This is a genomic window from Dactylosporangium sp. NPDC051484, assembly GCF_040689395.1.
In the GTDB taxonomy this organism is placed as follows: Bacteria; Actinomycetota; Actinomycetes; order Mycobacteriales; family Micromonosporaceae; genus Dactylosporangium.
Genome location: NZ_JBFAZX010000033.1, coordinates 1 through 15,584, shown reverse-complemented (window position 1 = coordinate 15,584; position 15,584 = coordinate 1). Strand labels below are relative to the sequence as shown.

At 66.9% G+C, this 15,584-nt stretch carries 17 protein-coding genes; 10 read left to right on the top strand and 7 right to left on the bottom strand.

Annotated elements, in window-relative coordinates:
• Positions 1-135 precede the first annotated feature (135 nt).
• On the bottom strand, positions 136-2,169 hold the full coding sequence (locus tag AB0367_RS33195) for a cation-translocating P-type ATPase (RefSeq protein ID WP_366230441.1): 2,034 nt from the start codon (positions 2,167-2,169) through the stop codon (positions 136-138).
• 46 nt (positions 2,170-2,215) lie between these two features.
• Positions 2,216-2,545, bottom strand: a complete 330-nt coding sequence (locus tag AB0367_RS33190) for a metalloregulator ArsR/SmtB family transcription factor (RefSeq protein ID WP_366230440.1) — start codon at positions 2,543-2,545, stop codon at positions 2,216-2,218.
• Positions 2,546-2,767: 222 nt separating this feature from the next.
• Here AB0367_RS33190 and AB0367_RS33185 point away from each other — a divergent pair, with 222 nt between their 5' ends.
• The gene (locus tag AB0367_RS33185; RefSeq protein WP_366230439.1) at positions 2,768-3,379 is read left to right on the top strand and encodes a YdeI/OmpD-associated family protein; all 612 of its coding nucleotides are present in this window, start codon (positions 2,768-2,770) and stop codon (positions 3,377-3,379) included.
• A 197-nt stretch (positions 3,380-3,576) separates the two neighbouring features.
• Here AB0367_RS33185 and AB0367_RS33180 read toward each other — a convergent pair whose 3' ends face one another.
• Positions 3,577-4,524 carry a WYL domain-containing protein gene (locus AB0367_RS33180; RefSeq protein ID WP_366230438.1) on the bottom strand — a complete coding sequence of 316 codons (948 nt, stop codon included), beginning with the start codon at positions 4,522-4,524 and terminating at the stop codon, positions 3,577-3,579.
• A 64-nt stretch (positions 4,525-4,588) separates the two neighbouring features.
• Here AB0367_RS33180 and AB0367_RS33175 point away from each other — a divergent pair, with 64 nt between their 5' ends.
• Positions 4,589-5,551 carry an alpha/beta hydrolase gene (locus tag AB0367_RS33175; protein ID WP_366230437.1) on the top strand — a complete coding sequence of 321 codons (963 nt, stop codon included), beginning with the start codon at positions 4,589-4,591 and terminating at the stop codon, positions 5,549-5,551.
• Between the two features lie 21 nt (positions 5,552-5,572).
• Here AB0367_RS33175 and AB0367_RS33170 read toward each other — a convergent pair whose 3' ends face one another.
• Positions 5,573-5,770, bottom strand: a complete 198-nt coding sequence (locus AB0367_RS33170; RefSeq protein ID WP_366230436.1) for a hypothetical protein — start codon at positions 5,768-5,770, stop codon at positions 5,573-5,575.
• Positions 5,771-5,914: 144 nt separating this feature from the next.
• A complete protein-coding gene (locus AB0367_RS33165; protein ID WP_366230435.1) occupies positions 5,915-7,225 on the bottom strand; it encodes an MFS transporter in 1,311 nt (436 codons plus the stop codon).
• Between the two features lie 97 nt (positions 7,226-7,322).
• Between AB0367_RS33165 and AB0367_RS33160 the strand changes: the two genes are divergently transcribed.
• From AB0367_RS33160 to AB0367_RS33145, 4 genes are all read left to right on the top strand, one after another.
• Entirely contained in the window at positions 7,323-8,072 is a 750-nt protein-coding gene (locus AB0367_RS33160) for a helix-turn-helix transcriptional regulator (RefSeq protein ID WP_366230434.1), read from the top strand.
• A 786-nt stretch (positions 8,073-8,858) separates the two neighbouring features.
• Positions 8,859-9,131 carry a GlsB/YeaQ/YmgE family stress response membrane protein gene (locus AB0367_RS33155; protein ID WP_366230433.1) on the top strand — a complete coding sequence of 91 codons (273 nt, stop codon included), beginning with the start codon at positions 8,859-8,861 and terminating at the stop codon, positions 9,129-9,131.
• Between the two features lie 108 nt (positions 9,132-9,239).
• Complete coding sequence (locus tag AB0367_RS33150; RefSeq protein WP_366230483.1) at positions 9,240-9,422, top strand: hypothetical protein; 183 nt, start codon at positions 9,240-9,242, stop codon at positions 9,420-9,422.
• Positions 9,383-9,481, top strand: a complete 99-nt coding sequence (locus AB0367_RS33145) for a hypothetical protein (RefSeq protein WP_366230432.1) — start codon at positions 9,383-9,385, stop codon at positions 9,479-9,481. The genes AB0367_RS33150 and AB0367_RS33145 overlap by 40 nt, the downstream gene beginning before the upstream one ends.
• Positions 9,482-9,577: 96 nt before the next feature.
• Here AB0367_RS33145 and AB0367_RS33140 read toward each other — a convergent pair whose 3' ends face one another.
• Complete coding sequence (locus AB0367_RS33140) at positions 9,578-10,306, bottom strand: SDR family oxidoreductase (RefSeq protein WP_366230431.1); 729 nt, start codon at positions 10,304-10,306, stop codon at positions 9,578-9,580.
• 822 nt (positions 10,307-11,128) lie between these two features.
• On the opposite strand from AB0367_RS33140, the gene AB0367_RS33135 reads away from it, so the two are divergent.
• From AB0367_RS33135 to AB0367_RS33125, 3 genes are all read left to right on the top strand, one after another.
• Positions 11,129-12,340 (top strand): ABC transporter substrate-binding protein, encoded by a 1,212-nt coding sequence (locus AB0367_RS33135; RefSeq protein WP_366230430.1) that lies wholly within the window; start codon positions 11,129-11,131, stop codon positions 12,338-12,340.
• Positions 12,341-12,527: 187 nt separating this feature from the next.
• Positions 12,528-13,490, top strand: coding sequence for a D-2-hydroxyacid dehydrogenase family protein (locus AB0367_RS33130; protein ID WP_366230429.1), 963 nt, complete (start codon positions 12,528-12,530; stop codon positions 13,488-13,490).
• A gap of 132 nt (positions 13,491-13,622) precedes the next feature.
• Positions 13,623-14,192: a nuclear transport factor 2 family protein gene (locus AB0367_RS33125; protein ID WP_366230428.1), complete on the top strand. Its 570-nt coding sequence runs from the start codon at positions 13,623-13,625 to the stop codon at positions 14,190-14,192.
• A 406-nt stretch (positions 14,193-14,598) separates the two neighbouring features.
• Here the strand turns inward: AB0367_RS33125 and AB0367_RS33120 are convergent, their stop codons facing one another.
• Positions 14,599-14,769, bottom strand: a complete 171-nt coding sequence (locus tag AB0367_RS33120) for a hypothetical protein (protein ID WP_366230427.1) — start codon at positions 14,767-14,769, stop codon at positions 14,599-14,601.
• A 225-nt stretch (positions 14,770-14,994) separates the two neighbouring features.
• On the opposite strand from AB0367_RS33120, the gene AB0367_RS33115 reads away from it, so the two are divergent.
• Positions 14,995-15,135 carry a hypothetical protein gene (locus AB0367_RS33115; protein WP_366230426.1) on the top strand — a complete coding sequence of 47 codons (141 nt, stop codon included), beginning with the start codon at positions 14,995-14,997 and terminating at the stop codon, positions 15,133-15,135.
• The last annotated feature ends 449 nt before the right edge of the window (positions 15,136-15,584 follow it).

The following is a 15,584-nucleotide window of genomic DNA, read 5'->3' as shown; positions in this document are numbered from 1 at the left end:
TACCGTCCTGCGGGAACGCGGCCCGCACCACATTGGCGAGCGTGTCCGGCGTGGCGCCGCGCAGCGCCGCGGTGAGACGGTCATCGGCGTCCGGCGGCAGCGTCAGGACCGGCGAGGCCGAAGGCACCGGCGGCGTCACGCCCTGCGGGCAACGGATCTCCTGGTAGCCGGTGTCGTGGTACAGCTGCAGTTCGTAGCGGTAGCGGCGGGTGGCGCTGCGGCCGGGGTGGTGCTGACGGATTGAGGTGCGGGTGCGCCGCGGAGGGGTTGCAGGCGTGCAGCACGCACACCGTTGGCGATGACGAACACTTCGGCGAGTTCGTGGATGAACACGACGGTGGCCAGTCCGAGGATGCCGGTAGCGGCCAGGGGCACCAGTGACAGCACGATGGCGGCGGATAGGCCCATGTTCTGCAGCATGATGGTGCGGGCGCGCCGGGCGTGGAGCACGGCCTGGGGTAGATGCCGCAGATCGTGACCCATGAGCGCGATGTCGGCGGTGTCGATGGCGACGTCGGTTCCCATGGCGCCCATGGCGATTCCGATGTCGGCGGTCGCGAGGGCGGGGGCGTCGTTGACGCCGTCGCCGACCATCGCGACCGCGCCGGTGTGCTCACGACGCAGCCGGGCGATGTGGTCGGCCTTGTCGGTGGGCAGCAGTTCGGCGTGCACATCCTCGATACCGGCCTGCGCGGCCAAAGCGGTGGCGGTGCGGGTGTTGTCGCCGGTCAGCATCGCCACCCGCACCCCCGCCGCCCGCAGCGCGGCCACGGTGTCGGCGGCCTCGGGCCGCAGCTCGTCGCGGATGCCGATCACCCCGATCACAGTGTGGTCGTGCTCGACGACGGCGACGGTGACACCGGCGTCCTGGAGCCGGTCGACATCGCTGGTGAGCGCGCCGGGAGCGACCCAGCCGGGTTTGCCGAGCCGGGCTGCCCGCCCGCCGACGATGCCTTCGATCCCCGCGCCGGGGATGGTGGTGACGTCCTGTGCCGCCTCTTCCGGAGCGGGCACGGCGGCCAGGATCGCCGCGGCGAGCGGATGTTCGCTGCGGGCCTCGAGCGCGGCCGCGACGGCCTGGACCTGGTCTGCGGTGTGACCGGCGGCGTGGACGATCTCGACGACCGCGGGCTGGTTGCGGGTGAGAGTGCCGGTCTTGTCGAGAGCGACCGTGCGCACCGCACCGAGCGTCTCGAGCGCGGCACCGCCCTTGACCAGTACCCCCAGCCGGGTGGCGGCACCGACGGCGGCGATGACGGTGACCGGCACCGAGATGGCCAGCGCGCACGGGGTGGCCGCGACCAGCACCACCAGGGCACGCTCGATCCACACGCTTGGGTCGCCGAAGATCGCGCCGAGGACGGCGATGCCGGCGGCGAGCACCATGACCGCGGGCACCAGCGGGCGGGCCAGCCTGTCTGCCAGCCGCTGCCTGGAGCCTTTGCGTTGCTGGGCGTCCTCGACCACGCGCACGACCTTGGCCAGGGAGTTGTCCGCGACGGTGGCGGTCGCCTCGATCACCAGCACGCCGTGGGCGTTGATCGATCCGGCAAACACCATGTCACCGCGTCCGACCTCCACGGGCACGGACTCCCCGGTCACCGCGGCGGTGTCCAGGCTCGAGCGGCCTTCACGCACGATGCCGTCGCTGGCGATCCGGTCCCCGGCCCGCACCAGCATCCGGTCCCCGACCCGCAGCTCGGCTGGTTCGATGATTGTCTCGCCCGTGCCGCGTAGCACCCGGACCCGGTCGGGAACCAGGGCCAGCAGCGCCCGCAATCCCTGCCGGGTGCGCGTGAGCGAGTAGTCCTCGAGAGCCTCGCTGATGGAGAACAGGAACGCCAGCATCGCCGCCTCGGCGAACTGGCCCAAGGCCAGCGCCCCGATCAGCGCGATCGTCATGAGTGTGCCCACGCCGATCCGCCGCCGCCACAACGCCCGCACCGCCCCAGGGACGAACGTCACGCCGCCGAGCCCTGCCGCGGCCAGGTGCAGCACGGTCGCGGTCATCTCCGAGCCCGACCAGCCGACGACGAACCCGGCCAGCAGCAGAATGCCCGCGGCAGCGGCCAGTTGCAGTTCTCGCACCTGCCACAACCGCTTCGGCTGCTCACCGGCAGCGTCGTGGTCGTCGCGGGGATCGTCGGTGCCGCAGCACGCGTCGCTCATCGCCGCTCTCGCTTTCGTGTCATCGTCGTGGCGTCAGCGGGTGCCGTCAGCAGCAATCCTGGGTCTGCGCGTCCGGGCAGCAGGCCGGATCCACGGCCAGCACCAGCCCCAGCAGATCCCCGAGCGCGGCCGCGATACGCGCGTCGGCGAGCTCGTAACGACTGCGTCGCCCCTCCGGCACCGCCACCACCAGACCGCAACCGCGCAGGCAGGCAAGGTGATTGGACAGAATCTGCCGCGACACCCCGATCCGCTCCGCCATCTCCGACGGATACGCGGGCCCGGTGCGTAGGTTCAACAGGATCTGGGTACGGGTCGGATCCGACAGCGCGTGCCCGAACCGAGCCAGCGCGTCCGAATGCAGTAACGTCTCCACAACCCTAACGATACAGAAATTCCTGTATTCAGGTTGGGCTGAATAATATGCTCGAGGCCAGCGCCATCAGAACAGGGCGTCGCACACCCCAGCGGTCGGTAGCCGGTGAATCGAGCCGGGCGAGTTCGGCGTCGACGTCGACCTCGATGGCACCGAAAGAAGGTGATGCCCTCGCACCGGCCGGGCCGCTGACCTGCGGCGACGGGCCGGTAGCCTGCGGTGGTGGCCGGAACCGAACTGGACGAGTTGATCGTGGCTGACGGCGCGGTGCTGCGCGCGTGGCTGCTGGACAACCACACCGCCTCTCCTGGCGTGTGGCTCGCCCTGACCAGGAAGGGCGGCTCCGTCACCACGCTGACCTGGCAGCAGGCGGTCGACGAGGCACTGTGCTTCGGCTGGATCGACGGGCAGGCCCGCAAGCGTGACGAGGGGAGTTCCTGGAGGCGGTTCACCCCGCGCCGGTCCAGCAGCATCTGGTCCCAACGCAACGTCGCCAACGTGGCCCGGTTGGAGGCGGCCGGCCTGATGCTGCCCGCTGGCCGCGCCGCGGTGGACGCCGCGAAGGCCGACGGGCGGTGGGCGGCCGCCTATGCGCCGCCGTCGGAAGCGGAGGTGCCGGCTGACCTGCGAGCCGCGATCGCCGCCGACCCGGCGGCGCAGGCGATGTTCGACGTGCTCACCAAGACCAACCGCTTCGCCCTCATCGGCCGGGTCAATGCCGTCAAGCGGGCCGAGACGCGCACCCGGAAGATCGCCGAGTGCGTGGCGATGCTGGCCCGGCACGAGACGATCCAGCCGCAGCGAGCCAGGCCGGCGGACCCGCCGACGTCGTGACCGGGTGTCTGCCGGAACGGACAAACCCACGTCATGAACCAGGACTGTTCTCGAAACTCCGTCTCGTCCGGTTCAAGAAGCGTGAAGATCTCCGCTGGTGCGCGGTCCGGGAAGGGCGACGGCTGCAGGTCGCGTTGGCGTGCCTGCGCTGCGCGTAACCGTAGACATCGCAGGAGCGATGACGCGCCATGCCGGTCTCAGCCGTATCGCTGGACGAGCGCGTTGCCGATCGAGGCCAGGTGGTCTCGGACACCCGGGGGGCCGGTCACCTCGAGCCATTCGATGAGCCCGGCAAGCTCGCCGGCGAGCGCGTACTCGTTGTAGCCGCGGATCACGACCTCGATGCGGCCGTCGGTCGTGGCGCCTCCTATTTCGAGCCGATCGCCGAGCATCATCCGGAGCCGGCTCATCCCGTGGGGCCCGCATACCGCCTGGATCTCGAGGGGCGTTCGCCTGCGTTCGACCTCGTCGGCGATCTCGCGCCAGCTCTCGGCAAGGTCGAAGTCCTCGGGTCGGTGTACGGGATCACCGGTCGGGTCGGCGGACGACACGCGGTCGATCCGGAAGGTCCGCCGGCCGGCCTCGGTGTTGCAGACGAGGTACCACGACGGACCTTTGGCGACGATGCCCAGCGGGTGGACGGTTCTCTCGGTTTCGGCGCCGTCGCGGTCGACGTAGCCAAGCCGCACCTGGACGCCGCGGATCACCGCGTCCTGGAGTTCGTCGAGGTAGCGAGGTGGCTGGTGCTCGACCCGGCCCGACCCCCATCGTTGCGGGTCCATGACCAGCGATGACGCTGCTGCTGCGGCCTGCACCCGGAAGGGCTCCGGCAGGGCTTGGACGAGCTTGCGCAGCGCTGCTTTTACGGCCGGCGTCGCAGCCGAGGCCGGGCCGACGACCAGGAACAGGGCGCGGGCCTCCCTCGCGGTCAGCCCGGACAGGTCGGTGCGGGCGCCGCCCAGGAGGCGCCAGCCGCCGCCTCGGCCCTGCATGGAGTACAGGGGTACTCCGGCCATGGCCAGGGCGTCGAGGTCGCGGCGGGCGGTGCGCTCGGAGACCTCCAGCTCCCGGGCGACCTCTGCCGCTGTCACGTGCTCGCGTTGTTGGAGCAGGAGGAGGATGGCCATCAGCCGGTCGGCTCGCACCCGGACAACATTTCCACAGAGAACCGGTCATGGGATGACCGGTTTCGGTCGGCAGGATGGCGACATGACCTCACCGGCGCACACCGTCGATCCAACCGATTTTCCCGAACCCACCCTCATTTCAGTCAACGGCGTGGAACTCGAAGTCTTCGAAGCGGGCCGGCAGAATGCAGGAAGGCCCATCGTGCTCTGTCACGGCTGGCCGGAGCACGCCTTTTCTTGGCGCCATCAGATGCCCGCCCTCGCCGCAGCGGGCTACCACGTCATCGTTCCGAACCAGCGCGGATACGGCAACTCATCCCGTCCGACTGAAGTAACCGACTATGACATCGAGCACTTGTCGGCGGATCTTGTCGCACTCCTCGATCACTACGGATACGAAGATGCCACCTTTATCGGTCATGATTGGGGCGCATTTGTTGTTTGGGGATTGACCTTGTTGTATCAAAGCCGTGTAAACAAGGTGATTAATCTGAGCCTGCCTTACCCCGAGCGCGGAGAAAAGCCCTGGATCGAGTCCATGGAAGATGCACTTGGCAGCGATTTCTATTTCGTCCACTTCAATCGACAGCCGGGCGTCGCAGATGCCGTATTCGAAGAGAATACGTTCCAGTTCCTTCGCAACATGTACCGGAAGAACGAGCCCCCCGCAGAGCCTCAGCCGGGTATGGCGTTGATCAATCTCGCCAGAGCGGAAACACCCCTCGGTGAGCCGGTCATGAGCGACAGTGAACTGGCTGTTTTCGTCTCCGCTTTCGAAGCAACGGGGTTCACGGGAAGTGTAAATTGGTACAGAAACTTGGACCGCAACTGGCGCTTGTTGGCAGACCTGGACCCGATCATCCAACAGCCCACCCTCATGATCTACGGCGACCGTGATGCGGTCTCGAGGTCTGAAAACCTGACAGAGTTCGTGCCGAATGTGGAAGTAGTCCGTCTGGATTGCGGTCATTGGATCCAGCAGGAAAAGCCGGAAGAAACGAACCAGGCGATACTCAAGTGGCTGGACCAGCGGGATGCCGCCTAGTACTCCAGCAGGAGATCCGCCTCAGGGTTCCGTGCGGGCCTGCAGGTTGTAGTCGCTGATGGCGTTGACGGCGATGTCGACCAGCCCGAACGGCGATGACGAGCACTGTCCGGCGGTGCCGACCCTGCGCTGCGGGTTGGTGGCTGACGACGGGTTCGCCGGTGATGGACGGAGATTCTGCCGCTGCACGCGCTCGACGTGGTGGCGCGCGATGTCCAAGGGGACCTCAGCGGGCGGGTCGCGCCTGCCATCTCTGTCGTGATCGCGGTCGCGCAAATGAGATGGCCGGTCGGCAAGCAGAGAATCAGGGCAAGGCGGACGCCGATGATGCGGTGTCCGCCTTGCCTGAGGATAGTGGGTTGTTCAGTGGCGGAGTTTGGCTCGGATGTGCCGTGGTCGAGAGGCAACCGCTCCGGCGAGCAGTTGCGCGATGAGGAGCACTCCGAGCGCGATGATCGGGATGGTCCAGCCATTTGTTGCGCTGTGGAGGGCCCCGAGCCCGAGGGGGCCGAAGGCGGCGAACAGGTAGCCGAATCCTTGAGCCATTGTGGAGAGGTGGCCGGCGTGATGGGCGTCCGGTGAGCGCCAGACGATGTAGCTGAGCGAGAGGGCGATGGAGGCGCTCTGTCCGAGCCCGATGAGGATCATCCAGAGCAAGGTGGCTTGCGTGGGGGCGATGGCGACTCCGAGAAGGCCTGCTCCGGTGAGCACCGTGGCTATTGCGATGGGCAGCCAGGTCGGTCGCCACTGCCTGGTCAGGGCGGGCGCGAACAGTGCCGCGACGACGCCCGCGATGGCCGAGAAGGACAGCATCCATCCTGCGGTGCCGGGGTCGATGCCGGCGTCCTGCAGGAGGGTGGGAAGCCACGTGATCGTTGCGTAGAAGATCATCGACTGGATGCCCATCAGCGCGGTCACGCCGATCGCGATGGGATCGGTGAGGATAACGCGGAACGGGGGTTCCCCGGATTCGGAGGTGGCGTCGGCGACCGAGTGTGGGCGTCGTGCGCGACCGGGCGAGCGCAGCATCTGTGGGATCCATACCGCGAGTGCGATCGCCGCGGGGATGGCCCAGAGCGCGAGGGCGGGCCGCCACTGCCCGCCGGTGACAGCGAGCAGCGGCACGGTGAACCCCGATGCCAGGGCCGCGCCGAGGGACATGACAGTGGCGTACAGGCCCATCATGAGGCCAGTCCGGTGGGCGAGGTCGCGTTTGATGGCCGCTGGTAGCAGGACGTTGGCGATCGCGATGGCTGCTCCGATGACCAGAGTGCCGCCGAACAAGGCGCTCAGACCGGGAATGACCCGGAGCACGATGCCCACGATGAGCGTGGCCATCGCCGCACCGAGCAGTCGGTGGATGCCGATGCGTCGACTCAGCCCGGGCGTTAGGAACGCGAAGGCACCGAACGCGAAGACCGGGATCGTCGTCAGCAGGCTGGCGACCGCCTCGGAAAGGCCAAGGCCGGATTGGATATCGGCGAGCACGGGGCTCACGGCGGTGACGCCGATACGGAGATTGAGCCCGATCAGCAAGAGTCCGACGCCAAGGACCAAGTAGCCGAGGCGACTGCGCGACTGGCCGGCCGCCGCCTCGATCTCTTCCGGGCGCAACGGCTCTTCGCTGGGGGCCGGGTAGTCGATTCGTGGGATGGGGCCGGTAGCGGTTGCCATGGAACTCCTCTTGAGCTGGTGCCCGAACGCGGGGTCTGGGTGTCGCTACGAGTCCATCCCGAATCGACGATGAGGACAACCGTTATAGTGACTGCCTATGCCTGAATTCCGCCATCTTTCACCGGGCCTGGAGTCGATATTCCCGCTCGAGCACGACCAGCGCACACCGGTACACACTCACCAGTTGGGGCACCTGGTCTACCCGGCGACCGGTCTGCTCTCGCTCGTGACCGAGGCCGGTGCGTGGATCGCCCCGCCGAACCGCGTTGTGTGGATTCCTGCCGGATTCGAGCATCAGCACCGCGCCCACGGCTCGACGGACATGCACATCGTGTTTCTGTCTATGGCGATGGCGGCTCTGCTGCCAGACTCTCCTGCCGTTCTGGTCATGACTCCTCTGGCGCGGGAGGCGACGCTTGCGTTGACAAGAGACGAGGCCAGATCCGCCAGCTCGCTGACAAGGCTCCGCTGGGTCATCATCGATGACGTCGTGTCGGCCCCCGAGCAACCCCTGCACCTGCCCGAACCTCGTGACGACCGCCTGGTGGCGATTGCGGCGCTCGTCGAACGCGATCTGTCCAATCCGGTTACCCTCGATCAACTCGGTCGCGAAGTGGGCGCGAGTGAACGCACCCTGAGCCGGCTGTTTTATCGGGAGACCGGGATGGGCTTCCGGCAGTGGCGCACGCAGCTGCGCATCCATCGGGCCTTGATCATGCTCACGGAGGGTACTCCCGTTACCGGCGTCGCCGCCGCGTGCGGCTGGGCGAACCCCAGCGCATTCATCGACGCCTTCACCGCCCTTGTCGGACAAAGCCCAGGCCGGTATCAGCGCTCACTTTTCTGACGCGGCACCCCACGTCGACGCCCACCACTCCCATTCATGATGCTCCGTCCACGATGGACCTGCAGGCATAGACGAGGGTCCTGCCGGTCGATCCTCAGGCTGGTTTCGGCGGTCGGTCTGCGGTGTCGAGGTGTGTGACGGCTGCTGTTCGTGTGATGAGGTCGGCGAGGTCGTGGGCGGCTTGGCGGCGGCGGGCGGCGTTGACGCGGGAGTAGTAGTGCAGCAGTGTTGCGGGGTCGTGGCCGAGGCGTTCGGCGACTTCGGGATGCCGTATCGGAGGTCCAGGAGGTGGGAGGCGAGGAGGTGCCGGATCTGGTGCGTGCCGATCGGGCGGGCTTCGGCGGTGGTGGCGAGTTGGTTGAAGCGGCTGCTGACGCTGTCCGGCCGCAGTGGCTGGCCGTGGCGGCCGGTGCGAGGTGGTGTGACGTGAGCATTGAACGGCAGTCGAGCCCATCGTCGGATCGTCATCCGGCGGCGCGGTCACCGGCCGCGAGCCCGCAAGTCTCGGCTACGTCCTCGACCGGGCATGGTGATCGTCGGCGTCTTGGTCACCTGCCCCGCCGGGCTGCTCGTTGGCTCGGACACTGACCAGCTCGGCCGTCTATCACGGCCGGATCGGGCTGCTGCCCGCCACTGAGCCGCCTGCCGGTTCGCGACCCATAACCCTTGTTTGGCGACCGGTCGCCACCGGGTGACCTGTGCCACGGCGTGGGGTAGTGGTTTGCCGTCGATCCGGTTCGGGAATCCAGACGGACAACGGCATTCCCGGAGATCTGGAGGCGTGACATGGCCATCGGTGGCATCATCTCCGCGCTGGTCGTCGGCCTGATCATCGGCGTGCTGGGGCGCCTGGTCGTACCCGGCAGGCAGCACATACCGATCTGGCTCACCATCGTCATCGGCATCATCGCGGCGTTCATCGGCACCGCGATCGCGGGCGCCCTGGGCTACGCGAACACGCCCGGCATCGACTGGCTGGAACTGCTCACCCAGGTGGTGCTCGCCGCGCTCGGCGTGTGGGCGGTTGCCGGCTTCTACGGCCGGCGCCGCGCGCACTGACCCGGCATCACCGTTCGGCCGGTTCGACACTCCCCAGGCGCCCCGCTTCGGCGGTGGTGTGATGACGGGTGCCCCGGTCGACGGCCTCGTCAACGCCACCCCATCGGTATGCAGGGACACCCCGGGACGCCGCTGCCGTTCGACCTGCTGACGCGGCGGCTGTGGGTGGTCGACGTGATCTACCGGCCGTTCGAGACGGCCCTGCTGGGCCGTCTCGAACGCTGGGCTGCCGAACGGCGAATGGCAGCGGCATGCTCGTTCACCAGGCCGCTGCCGGGTTCCGCCTGCTGACCGGGCACACGCCGGACGCCGCACGGATGACGGCCCATTTCCGTGCCGTCACCCGATGAGCGTCGTCAGCGGCTGAACGGCCACGCCGGCCCGGCGACCCGGCGACCCGAAGTCAGTCAGGGCTTGGGTCAGATCTCGGAGGGACATCGTCTCTGTCAGGACTCGTTGACCGAGATAAGGCCAATATCGACCATCGTCGCAATGCGGCTTTGCGATGTGGCGAACAGGACGACGTCCGCCACGTCGTCAGGGGAGAGATATCCGGCGGTGGCGATACCCTCTGGTGTGCGTCCTTGCCCAACGGCGAAATCGGTCTCAATGCCGGCGGGGCAGATGACACCAACCTTGATCCCAAATGGTTGCAGTTCCTTGCGGAGAGCTCGCGAGAACCCGACCTGCGCGTGCTTTGTAGCGCAATAGATGGCTTCTCCGCCGTATCCGTCCAGGCCGGCCTGGGAAGAAATCGTAAGGATGAGACCGCTCCGCTGCGCGATCATCGTATCCACGACGGCTCGCGTGAAAACAAACGTGCTTCGCACGTTTGTGGCCATCATCTGGTCGAAGAGGTCGACATCCGACTCGACGAGGTCTGCGTAGTGCCCCATGCCGGCGTTGTTGACCAGAATGTCCACCCGCCCGAACTCGGCTATCGCGAGGTCGACGACGGCGGTCGCGGTCTCTGCCCTGCCCGCGTCGCCGACAACGTGCCGATAGCTGCCGCTGACGGGCTCAGGGGTGATCGTGCCGACCTCACGTTCATCCCGGCGCGCGACCCCAATAACGGCAGCACCCGCCGCAGCGAGCCGCCTCGCCGTCGCTCGCCCCACTCCGCTGGTGGTGCCAGTGACGACGGCTACCTGCCCGGTAAGTGAACTGACATCCATTTCGTACCTTTTCTGCCTTTTTCTAGGTCACAAATCCCCTCATCGTCCCTCGAGGCTAGCCTCGGCCCTTCGTGCGCCAAGCAGACTCGGAGGTGAACTCGTGTAGTGGACCTTGAGTCGTAAGCTCGTCGTCGCCTGCCGGTGTGAGTCCGGTCCGGGTAGCTGCCAGGAGGCCCGGTAGCAGGCTGGCGGCTCGGTCTGGAAACGGGTCGGGTCGAAGCCCAGCGTAGAAAGCCCTTCAGGGTGTCCCTGGCCATGGCAACATCACCATGGCCGTTGGCAGTCGCTGACGTTGTTAGGCCGAGGACTGCCCCAAAAGCTGACGGCGGAGGTGACCGCCCAGTGGGGGAGTGTCCCGCCGCCAGCACCGCGCCACGGCAGCCCTGCGCATAAAGTCCGCGCCTCGGCGGGGCGACCGCTGGTGGTCACCTGCCGCATCGGCGATGCGCGGGCGGCTGCGGGCCGGGGAGGCCAGCTACGCGAGGAGCTGCCGGAAGATCAGGTGGGCGCGGGTCAACGCCACAGTCGACCAACGGCGATCGAACCCCGCCAAGGCTCACTCCCACGAACCAGCAGTTCAACCCGCCGACGGGACTACTCGGCACCCGCAGGGTGCAACGATGACCGGCTTGATCGTTCTGTAACCCGCTCGCCATTGTGGACCCTTGACACGGGACGGCGCCCGAAGAGATATTGAGTCGACCAAGCGCTTGCTAGGTTCCCGGGAACCCCTCGTCAGACCCCGCATGCAGGAACGACGTGGTGGTAGCGACGTAACAGTTGAGCCCATTTTCGGTTTGTCCCAGTAAGGCAGGGGTATACGTGGCCATATCCAGGAGATCGGCGGCGCTTGCCGGGGCGCTGATCGCCGCGTTGGTGGCGTTCGCGGGCTGTAGTAAGAGTGGCTCCGACACACCGAGCACCGGCACGGCGACCGGCGATCCGATCATCATCGGCCTGGACCAGGACAGCACCGGTCCGGGCGCTTCATACAGCAACATCTCCGGCAAGACGATCCGGCTGGCCGTTCAGGACATCAACGACAAGGGCGGCGTGCTGGGCCGTCCGCTCCAGCTTGTGGTGGGCAACGACGAGAGCGACCCGACCAAGTCGCCGGCCGTGGTGCAGAAGCTGGTCAGCCAGGGCGCCAAGCTGGTGCTGATGCAGACTGGTGGCGCGGCATCGGCGCAGGCCAAGCCGACCCTCACCCAGCTCGGCATCCCGGCCATCGCCCCCACCAGCGTTACCCAGTCGCTGGTCGACGCGCCGAACAACGAGTTCATCTACATGCTCGCCAACTCGACCGGCGACTGGGCCGAGGTGTACTGCGGAGCGTTCCAGAAGGCCAACATCAAGAAGATCGGCGTGCTGACCGATGACTCGTCGACCATCGCGGCGGTGAACAAGTCGCTGTTCGGCGCGATGCCCTGTGTGCAGGTCACGGCGACAGAGAAGGGCGCCACTGCGGCGGCCGACCTGTCCGCGCAGGTGGCCCGACTCAAGGACGCGAACGTCGACGCGGTGATGGTGACCAGCCTCGGTGGCCCGTTCGAGGTGCTCGCGCAGAACACGCTCGCCAGCCAGTTGGCCGCGAAGCCGCGGTTCTCGCTTGCGTCGATCGGGAACCAGCCGGAGTCCTGGAAGCTGGCCAACGCGGGTGCCCTCAACGGTTTGGTGTTCATGGGTTCCATCAATAACCAGAACCCTCGTACCCAGGAACTGACCAAGCTCCTGAAGAACAAGAACGGCGCGGACTACGAGGTCACGGCCTATGACGCCCAAGCCTGGGACACCGTGCACATCGTCAAGCTCGCGATCGAGAAGGCCGGCGGCGCGGACGACTCGAAGAAGCTGAACGAAGCGATCCAAAGCATCTCGAGATATCCGGCCTCGTTCGGCCAGGCAAGCTTCACTCTGTCCTACTCCGCCACCAAGCACCTCGGTGCGGATGGCCTCTGCGGCCTGTCGCTGATCGAGTTCGGCGCGGACAACAGGCCGAAGGGGCCGTGGGCGACCTACCAGCCGCCCTGCTAGACCGATGAGTCATCCGTGGGGCGGACATCCTCCGCCCCACGGATCATCATCCGTCCCAGATGATGATCGCCTATGGCCGGACTGCATCGCGGCTCGGGCGGCAAGGCCGCCAAGGCGGAACTTCGCGCCGACCTTCGTCGCAGGATGTCCCTGACCCCGTAACCAGCTTATCGAGGGAGCCCGCGCCATGCCGGTTCGGATCGCCGTCCTTGACGATTATCAGCGCGTCGCCCGGTCGAGTGCCGATTGGACGCCCCTCGACGGCCGGGCCGACGTCACATTCTTCCACGACCATATCGCCGACCCGGCTGACCTGGTGCGCCGGCTGGAGCCGTTCGAAGTGGTCGTGGCGATGCGCGAGCGGACGGCGTTCCCGTCGGCGATCCTCGACAGCCTGCCCAATCTGGCACTCCTGGTCACCACCGGTCCGTTCAACGCGGCGATCGACGTCGCGGCCGCACATGCCCGCGGGATCGTGGTCTGCGGAACTGGCGGCATGCCGCACACCACGGCCGAGCTGACCTGGGCCCTCATCATGGCAGTCACCCGCAGAGTGCCGGCGGAGGATGCCGCGCTGCGGGCAGGGCGGTGGCAGACCACGATCGGTCCTGAACTGGCAGGATCGACCCTCGGCATCATCGGGCTGGGAAATATCGGCTCGAGGATCGCCCGCTACGCACTGGCCTTCGACATGAACGTCGTCGCCTGGAGCCAGAATCTCACCAACGAGCGGGCGGAGTCGGTAGGCGCGAAACTCGTCGGCAAGCGCGAGTTGTTCGAGCGCGCCGATGTAGCTACCGTCCACCTCCCGCTGAGTGAACGTACGAGGAACCTGATCGGTCGACCGGAGCTGGAACTGCTCGGCCCGCACGGCTACCTGGTCAACACCTCGCGCGGGCCGATCGTGGACGAGTATGCCCTGGCCGAGGCCCTGTCGGACGCCGTCATCGCCGGCGCGGCGCTGGACGTGTTCTCCGTCGAGCCGTTGCCAGCAGACCACCCGCTGCGCGACGCGCCGAACACTGTTCTGACGCCACATATCGGCTATGTCTCGGTGCCGATGTACGAGCGGTTCTTCTCGCACGTGGTGGAAGACGTCGTGTCATGGCTGCAGGGCACCCCGGTTCGGGTAATCCCGGCCGAGTCGTAAGCGGGCGCAGCACAGGGTCAGGCGAGAGCAATGAGGGGTCAGGCCGCGTGCACATTGACACGAACGTCCGAGCGCCGAACACAGCTGCCTGATGCAGTACAGCATCGACAGATTTGAGGAAGTGGGTGACCAATGCCGCAGGAAGACCAGGTCGACCGATCACGGGTCGATGTGACCATGGCCGTTACTGATTGCCTGTACCGGTATGCGAGGGCGGTCGATCGGTGTGACTGGGACTCGGTGCGTGCGTGCTACCACGACAATGCCTTCGATCACCATGGTGCGTACCAAGGCGGGGTCGACGGGCTGATTGAGGACATGAAAATTCGCCACGCAACGTTGGACTCTTCGGTCCATGTCATCACCAACGTCATCGTTGACTTGCCAGATCCGGATGTCGCCTTGGTTGAGTCCTACTGCGTGTGCTATCTAAGGCGCCGTATACAAGAAGACTCTGGCGCGCAGCAATCGACGACCGTGAAATGTAGGTACCTGGATAAATTCACGCCGGATGCTCATGGTCGGTGGCGTATCGCATCCCGCATGGTTGTGTTTGATGAGCTGTGTGTCGGCGAGGTTCAGGACAGTCGGCCACAGGCTGGCGCTCGATCGGAGAGGGATCAAAAGGACCCATTGTGGACCTTTCTTGATCGCGGAGTGGACTGGAACTCAGAAGATTATGCCGCTGGGGTCGAGGCATGAATGGGAGCGCGGCAGTGCTGTAGGGCACCGGCGAGGATCGGCCGTGGCACCGCTTGCGCCGCTGCGTGACGACCGGCCCGATACCCGAGGAGCGCTGCGGCGGCTGCGGCGAGGTGGACCGCAACGTAGAACCACCGGCCGATGACGGTGTGGGCGTCCGGAGTTGGCGGCGATGCCGCTTCCACGCTATGACCGCCGACTGACCTCCAAGATCACCAACAGCATCCGGAATCTGCGCCAGAACCAGTTCTCGTTGCTGTCAGGAGGCCCACCACGATCCGGTTTGCCGCCCACACGCTTCGAAGCACCGCGGCCTCGACGGTAACCAGCCCGGCGAGGGATGGCGTAGGCGTGCGCGCCGCGTGGTCGACGGAGGATCGGGTTCCGTCAGCCGTGTGAAATCGGGCTAATCCGCGTCGTCCGCTTCGAAGTCGATCACGGTCCAGACCTGCGGCTGGGTCGTTGCGGCGGTGTCGTTCAGGTCGAGTCGGTAGATCCTGCTGATCCGCGCGCTGGGAGGTGCGAACTCCGCTCCCGGGCGCAGACTGTCCCCGATCAGCGTTCCCGTGATGGCCATTCGGTCCCTCCTGTTTTGGGCTTGTCCGATGGTGCTGCCTGAGCCCATTGCGCGCGGCGTCCGCCAAACGGGCGCAGGCGGGGAGTGGTCGGTTCCGGCGTGACCCAGACTGGCCCTCTTCGCCCCGGACATCATCCCGTGGCTGGTCGAGGCGGCTGCGGACGGGGATCCGAGCTGTCGCTCCTGGGCCGCGGTCGCCCTCGCTCGATTGGCGACGAGCGGGTCGTGCCGACCCTGGAGCGTCTGCAGGCCGAGGACCGCGGCGCGACGGTCTTCGACGGCGAGGTCCGCGTCGCGGCGAAGAAGGCCCTGCGCACCGTGCGGCGCATCCAGGCTGCCAGCGCCGCGTGCGGGGGTCAGGCATAGTGGCGGCAGCCGTCGACCGCCGGGCCGAGCGTGCGTCTCGGCCTGAGTGAACATGTCCGGGTCGTCAGGTAGCCCATCCCCGTGTGGCCGTACTGTGGCTGGCGGACGGCCCCATCGACTGCGGTTACGGCACCGGTTGTGGGCACGTCATGGCGGCGCGAGGAGTTTGCCGGCCGGGCTTGGCGCCGTGACCTGACTTTCGCGCTGCCAGAGCTGGTTGAGCCTGGCCGTCGCCGTCGAGGCATGGCCGAGGCATCCCGGGGTAGAACGCAACGAGCAGTCGCCCTGAGTGGACGGAGTTCACACTGCAGCTGGCCGCGCCCGGCGCTCGTGGCGCTGTCCGTGGGAAGAGATTTCGACTGTTGATGAGGAGAGGACTCCCGCCGTGAGCAAGCTTCTGGACAAGGCCAAGGAATTCTTGACCAAGCGCGACCGCAGTGTCGACAAGG

Coding starts and splice junctions, on each gene's coding strand:
- AB0367_RS33145 (WP_366230432.1), top strand. CDS start 9,383: ATGCTCGTTCACCAGGCCGCTGCCGGGTTCCGCCTGCTGACCGGGCAC.
- AB0367_RS33120 (WP_366230427.1), bottom strand. CDS start 14,769: ATGGCCATCACGGGAACGCTGATCGGGGACAGTCTGCGCCCGGGAGCG.
- AB0367_RS33150 (WP_366230483.1), top strand. CDS start 9,240: ATGCAGGGACACCCCGGGACGCCGCTGCCGTTCGACCTGCTGACGCGG.
- AB0367_RS33130 (WP_366230429.1), top strand. CDS start 12,528: ATGCCGGTTCGGATCGCCGTCCTTGACGATTATCAGCGCGTCGCCCGG.
- AB0367_RS33155 (WP_366230433.1), top strand. CDS start 8,859: ATGGCCATCGGTGGCATCATCTCCGCGCTGGTCGTCGGCCTGATCATC.
- AB0367_RS33140 (WP_366230431.1), bottom strand. CDS start 10,306: ATGGATGTCAGTTCACTTACCGGGCAGGTAGCCGTCGTCACTGGCACC.
- AB0367_RS33160 (WP_366230434.1), top strand. CDS start 7,323: ATGCCTGAATTCCGCCATCTTTCACCGGGCCTGGAGTCGATATTCCCG.
- AB0367_RS33195 (WP_366230441.1), bottom strand. CDS start 2,169: ATGAGCGACGCGTGCTGCGGCACCGACGATCCCCGCGACGACCACGAC.
- AB0367_RS33175 (WP_366230437.1), top strand. CDS start 4,589: ATGACCTCACCGGCGCACACCGTCGATCCAACCGATTTTCCCGAACCC.
- AB0367_RS33125 (WP_366230428.1), top strand. CDS start 13,623: ATGCCGCAGGAAGACCAGGTCGACCGATCACGGGTCGATGTGACCATG.
- AB0367_RS33165 (WP_366230435.1), bottom strand. CDS start 7,225: ATGGCAACCGCTACCGGCCCCATCCCACGAATCGACTACCCGGCCCCC.